At 69.7% G+C, this 5690-nt stretch carries 7 protein-coding genes; 4 read left to right on the plus strand and 3 right to left on the minus strand.

What is annotated here, in order from left to right:
• The coding region (locus VGE49_RS12305) for a MarC family protein (RefSeq protein WP_331034837.1) at positions 1 to 386 on the minus strand (386 nt) is incomplete at its 3' end.
• A 99-nt stretch (positions 387 to 485) separates the two neighbouring features.
• On the opposite strand from VGE49_RS12305, the gene pyrF reads away from it, so the two are divergent.
• A complete protein-coding gene (gene pyrF, locus VGE49_RS12310) occupies positions 486 to 1220 on the plus strand; it encodes an orotidine-5'-phosphate decarboxylase (RefSeq protein WP_331034838.1) in 735 nt (244 codons plus the stop codon).
• A 103-nt stretch (positions 1221 to 1323) separates the two neighbouring features.
• Here pyrF and VGE49_RS12315 read toward each other — a convergent pair whose 3' ends face one another.
• Together VGE49_RS12315 and VGE49_RS12320 are read right to left on the minus strand one after the other, a co-directional pair.
• Positions 1324 to 2154 (minus strand): hypothetical protein, encoded by an 831-nt coding sequence (locus VGE49_RS12315; protein ID WP_331034839.1) that lies wholly within the window; start codon positions 2152 to 2154, stop codon positions 1324 to 1326.
• A 102-nt stretch (positions 2155 to 2256) separates the two neighbouring features.
• Positions 2257 to 2517, minus strand: coding sequence for a DUF1674 domain-containing protein (locus tag VGE49_RS12320; protein ID WP_331034840.1), 261 nt, complete (start codon positions 2515 to 2517; stop codon positions 2257 to 2259).
• An 85-nt stretch (positions 2518 to 2602) separates the two neighbouring features.
• On the opposite strand from VGE49_RS12320, the gene htpX reads away from it, so the two are divergent.
• The 3 genes from htpX to VGE49_RS12335 all read left to right on the plus strand — a co-directional run.
• Complete coding sequence (gene htpX, locus VGE49_RS12325; RefSeq protein ID WP_331034841.1) at positions 2603 to 3574, plus strand: zinc metalloprotease HtpX; 972 nt, start codon at positions 2603 to 2605, stop codon at positions 3572 to 3574.
• A gap of 53 nt (positions 3575 to 3627) precedes the next feature.
• A complete protein-coding gene (trmB, locus tag VGE49_RS12330) occupies positions 3628 to 4362 on the plus strand; it encodes a tRNA (guanosine(46)-N7)-methyltransferase TrmB (protein WP_331034842.1) in 735 nt (244 codons plus the stop codon).
• 147 nt (positions 4363 to 4509) lie between these two features.
• Positions 4510 to 5690: cache domain-containing protein (locus VGE49_RS12335; protein ID WP_331034843.1), on the plus strand; the 1181-nt coding region annotated here is incomplete at its 3' end.

Consider the following 5690-nt stretch of genomic DNA (forward strand, 5'->3'; position numbering starts at 1 on the left):
GGAATGGCGAAGGGCACGATCAGGCGCTTGAAGCGGCGCTTGGCGTAGCCGCGCACGTCCTTGGCGTCGGTCACGGCGTCGGCGTCGGCGAAGATCTTGAGGAAGTCCTCGCGCGCCATGTCGAGGCCGAGCAGCAGCAGCAGGATGCCGCCGGCGATGCGGAAGGCGGCCAGCGAAATGCCGAAGAACTGCAGCAGGCCCAGGCCTGTGAAGAAGAAGAAGCCGAGGAAGACCGCCGCGAAACCGCAGATCATGGCCGAGACGGTGATGCGCTGACGCAGCGAGGCCCCGGCGGTGGCGGCGGCGAAGATCGGCACATTGCCGATGGGATCCAGCAGCGCGAACAGCGCCACGAACAGGTTGACCCCCAGATCGACCGCGTTCATTGCTTGCCCCCGCCCTTAAATCCCGCCGCGCGATCCCGCGACGCTTCGCCTCACCTATCGGGGCATCCGCGCGCGCCTGCAACCCGCCGAGAGCCGGAAATGTCCGAAGCCCATCCAATTGACCTGGCCAATCGCCCGTTTGATCCGCGCGTCATCTGCGCCCTGGACGTGCCGACGACCGACGAGGCGCGGGCCCTGGTCGAGCGGATCGGCGACGCGGTCGGCTTCTACAAGGTGGGGCTGCAGCTGTTCGCCTCGGACGGCATGGGTCTGGCGCGCGAGCTGAAGGCGGCGGGGGCCCAGGTCTTTCTGGACTGGAAGCTGCACGACATCGGCGCGACGGTGGAGAAGGCCGCGGCGGTGCTGGCCGACGCGGGCTGCGATCTGCTGACCGTCCACGCCCGGCCCCAGGTCATGGCGGCGGCGGCGCGCGGGGCGGCGGGCTCGGATCTGAAGATCCTGGGCGTCACCGTCCTGACCAGCCTGACCGAGGATGACCTGAAGGCGGACGATCACAGCCTGTCGGCGGCCGACCTGGTCGAACTGCGCGTGCGTCAGGCCCTGGAGGCGGGGATCCACGGCGTGGTCTCCAGCCCGCACGAGGCGGCCCGCGTGCGCGAGATCGCCCTGGCGGCGGGACGCGACGACTTCCTGATCGTGACGCCGGGCGTGCGGCCGACCGGAGCGGCCCTGGACGATCAGGCGCGGGCGGCGACCCCGGCCAGCGCCCTGGAAGCCGGCGCGACCCATCTGGTGGTCGGGCGGCCGATCACCGCCGGGGCCGATCCACGCGCGGCGGCGCAAGCGATCTCGGCGGAGATCGCGCTCGTTTGAAGTTCGATCACAGCGGAGATCGCCCTGATCTGATCGCGCGCAAGCCTTTGATCCACGTGAAACAAAAAGGGCGGCCTCCTGGCGGGGCCGCCCTTTGTCGTGATCAGCCCCGCTCGCCGGGCTCCTGCATATAGGGCCGCTCCGTCGGCGACCGGCGATGATGATGCGGCGGCGGGGGAGGCGGGGGCGGCGCGTCGGGGACGGCGTAGTAGCCCTGCTCGAAGTTGACGACCGGAGGCGCGGCCTCGACGCGCGGCGGTTCGACGTGGACCTGGGGCCGGGCGACCTCGACCTGGGCCGGGGCGACGCGGACTTCGGCGGGCGCCACATAGACCGGCGGCGGGGCGACGTGGACGCGGGCCGGTTCGACATAGACCGGCGCCGGCTGCACATAGACCGGAGGCGCCTCCACATAGACGGGCGGCTGCGAGACATAGACCGGGGGCTGGCTCACATAGACCGGCTCGGGCCGATAATGGACCGGCTGGGGCGCCGGGCCGCAGCGGCAGCCCTGATCATAACCGCCCCGATGATAGGACTGGTGCTGGCCTTGCCCGTATCCATAGCCGCGCGCCCAGGGATAGCGGCCGTAGCCGTCGACGACGTAGCCGAAGGGCATGGAGCGGGTTGCGCCGCCGTAGGCGTAGCCGCCGTGACGCATCGGTTCCGGTTGCGCGACGACGACGGGCGGGCGCTGGCCGGCGCCGCCGTATCCGTAGCCATAGCCGTAGGCCTCGACGGGGCCGTAGCCGCCCTGCCAGCCGGTGTCGCTGTACCAGGTCTGGACGCGGCTCTCGACCATGGGGCCGCGCTGGACGTGGACCTGACGGGCGTGGCCGGAGGCGGCGTTGTGGCGGACATGGCGCGTCTGCGCCTCGGCGGCTCCGGCGGCGAGCAGGGCCGCGCCGACAGCGATGTAGACAAGAGCCTTCATGGCCACGCTCCTTGTTTCAGCCGCAAAGGTTAATGCGGTTTCGAGGGAAGCGTTCAATATTCTCCCGTGGCGCGAACAGGGGCGCGAACGGAGCGCCTTCGATCAGAAGTCGACGGCCAGGCCCTTTTTCTCCCAGTCGCCGTAGCGGGTCGGTTCGGGGCCGCGCGGACCGCCGTGCTCGTCCGCCAGAACCAGGTCTTCGCTCGCCTTGCGACGTTCGGCCGCTTCCAGCAGGGCGCGGCGCGCGACCTCGCTCAGAGGCCGTTCCGGCGTCGCGTGGGGCACGTCGGCGTTGAAGACGGGGGCCGGTTCGGCGCTCTCTTCGGTCATGGCGGCGGCGGGCGGGGTGGGCTGTTCGGTCACAGGGGGTCTGCCTTGAGGGCGGGGATACAGGGCCTCACATAGACGTTCAGGACTTCTTCGCCACCCCCGACGCCGCCTGGACCGCATGAACCATCTCAAGACCTTCGCCTTGCTGGCCGTGATGACCGCCCTGTTCATGGGGATCGGCTATCTGATCGGCGGCGCGACCGGCATGCTTGTGGCCCTGGCCGTCGCGGCGTTGATGAACCTGTTCAGCTACTGGAACGCCGACAAGATCGTGCTGAAGATGTACCGGGCCCAGGTGGTGGACGAGACCCACCCCAACGCCGTGGTCCGCGCCTATGTCGCCGACGTCAGGCAGATGGCGACGGACGCCGGCCTGCCGCAGCCGACCATCACCATCATCCCCAACGATCAGCCCAACGCCTTCGCCACCGGCCGCAATCCGCAGAACGCCGCCGTGGCCGCGACCAGCGGCCTGCTGGACATGCTGACGCGCGAGGAGGTGCGCGGGGTGATGGCGCACGAACTGGCCCATGTGAAGAACCGCGACACCCTGACCATGACGGTGACGGCCACGGTGGCGGGGGCCATCGCCATGCTGGCCAACTTCGCCATGTTCTTCGGCGGCGGCGACGACCGCGAACGGCCTGGGGGGATGATCGGGACCATCGCCCTGATGTTGCTGGCCCCCATGGCGGCGGGCCTGGTGCAGATGGCCATCAGCCGCGCCCGCGAATACGAGGCCGACCGCGTCGGCGCCGAGATCGCCAGAGACCCCCAGGCCCTGGCCTCGGCCCTGCAGAAGATCGAGGCCTATGCGCGGGGCGCGGTGAACGTCCCGGCCGAGCGCAATCCGGCCACGGCCCACATGTTCATCATCAATCCGCTGAACGGAAAGGGCGCCGACAGCCTGTTCTCGACCCACCCGGCCACGGGCAACCGCGTGCGCGCCCTGATGGAGCTGGGGACGACGATGGGCATGGGCCGGCGTTCGACGGCGCCCGTCGCGTCGGCCCCGGCGATCAATGCGGCTCGGACCAGCGTGCCGACCACGCCCTCGGCGTCGAACGCGCCGCGCGGCCCCTGGGGCTGATCTGAGGCGGATCGCCTTTGCGTGCGCGGGCTTAAGGGGTTAGAGCGCGCGCCATGACCGACAAGCCCGACGCCCCCGACTTCGATCAGGACCGCCCCGAGTGGGCCCAGGCCCACGGCCCGCTTCGCTCGTTCGGCCGCATCAAGTCGCGCCCGATCAAGGCGCGTCAGGCGGCCCTGTTCGACACCCTGATGCCTCAGATCGCCGTGCCGGACCCGACCAAGGGACCGATCGACCCTGCGGCCTTGATGCCGGGGGCCAAGGAAGTCTGGCTGGAGATCGGCTTCGGCGGCGGCGAGCATCTGGCCGAACAGGCGACGCGCTGTCCCGACGCCCTGATGATCGGCTGCGAACCCTTCCTCAACGGCGTGGCCTCGGCCCTGCGCCATGTGGAGGAGGGGGGGCTGAAGAATGTCCGCCTGCACGCCGACGACGCCCGCGCCGTGATGTCGGCCCTGCCGGACGCCTCGCTGGACCGGGTGATGATCCTCTTCCCCGACCCCTGGCACAAGGCGCGCCACAACAAGCGCCGCCTGCTGCAGGACGAGACGGCGGTCGAGATCGCCCGCCTGTTGAAGCCGGGCGGCCGGGTGCGCTTCGTCACCGACTGGCTGGACTACGCCGAATGGGCGCTGGAGCGTCTGGCGCGCACCCCGGGCCTGACGCGCATCAAGGCTGAGGGCGCCGACTGGTTCGCCGTCCCCGCCGACCACGTCGTCACCCGCTATGAGGAAAAGAAGCTGGGCGACACCACGCCGATCTTTCTGGAGTTCGCGCGCGACGCTTAAGTCTTGTGTCGGCCGGATGAGTCTCCGGAGCCGTCTTAGACTTTAGTCTTAAGGGCGGTTACGCAGGGGTTTCTACGCAACTGTGATTTTCCCTCGCGTTTACCGCCACCCCGTCACTCTGACCTCGACAGTCAGGGGATATGACGCATGCGTAGTTTGAAAATCGGGGGCAGGGTGAACCTGCTGTCGGTGCTGGCGGTGGCCGGCCTGCTTTTGGTGACGGGCCTGTCGCTGGTGAAGCTCGACGGGGTGATGCGCGCCGAGATCGCCGACCGGACCAGGAAGACCGTCGAGGTCGCCCACAGCGTCGTCTCCCACTATCAGGCCCAGGAACAGCTGGGCGTCATGACGCGTCCGCAGGCCCAGGCCGCGGCCCTGTCGACCCTGCGCGCCCTGCGTTACGGCCAGGACGATTATTTCTGGGTCAACGACATGCAGCCGCGCATGGTCATGCACCCCTTCAGCCCGCAGCTGGAAGGTCAGGACCTGAGCACCAAGACCGACGCCGGCGGCGTCTTCATGTTCCGTGAAATGACCGAGATCGCCCGCCGCGACGGCGCGGGCTTCCTCGCCTACCACTGGGCCAAGCCGGGTCAGGAAGAGCCGGCCTCCAAGATCTCCTACGTCAAGGCCTTCAAGCCCTGGGGATGGGTGATCGGCTCGGGCGTCTATACGGATCAGATCGCCGCCGCCGTGGGCCGCGCGGCCCTGACCCTGGGCGGCATGGCTCTGCTGGTGGCCCTGGCCATGGGCCTGGCCGGGTGGGGCCTGGGGCGTTCGGTCGCGGGTCCGGTGGTGGCCCTGGCCGACCGCATGAAGCGGCTGGTCGACGGGGACAAGGCCAGCGCCATTCCCGGCCTCGCGCGCCATGACGAGATCGGCCGCATGGCCGAGGCGCTGGAAGTGTTCCGCGACGCCGCCATCGCCAACGAGCGTCTGGAGGCCGAGACCGCGGCTCATCGCGCGGCGGCGGAAGAAGAACGCGCGCGCGTCGAGGCCGAAAAGGCCCGCGCCGCCGAGGAAGACCGCGTCGCCGTCACCGCCCTGGGGCAGGGTCTGCAGGCCATGGCCAACGGCGATCTGACGCACCGCATGACCGCCCAGGTGGCGGCTCGCTCGGAACAACTGAAGACCGATTTCAACACCGCCATCGCCCAGTTGGAGCAGGCCGTGGCCGTGGTCGTCGACAACGTCGCCGCCATCCGTTCGGGTTCGGGCGAGATCAGCCAGGCCTCGGACGACCTGTCGCGCCGCACCGAGCAGCAGGCCGCCAGCCTGGAGGAAACCGCCGCCGCCCTGGACGAGATCACCGCCACGGTGAACAAGAC

Origin of the sequence: Brevundimonas sp. (assembly GCF_036405315.1) — a bacterium.
In the GTDB taxonomy this organism is placed as follows: Bacteria; Pseudomonadota; Alphaproteobacteria; order Caulobacterales; family Caulobacteraceae; genus Brevundimonas.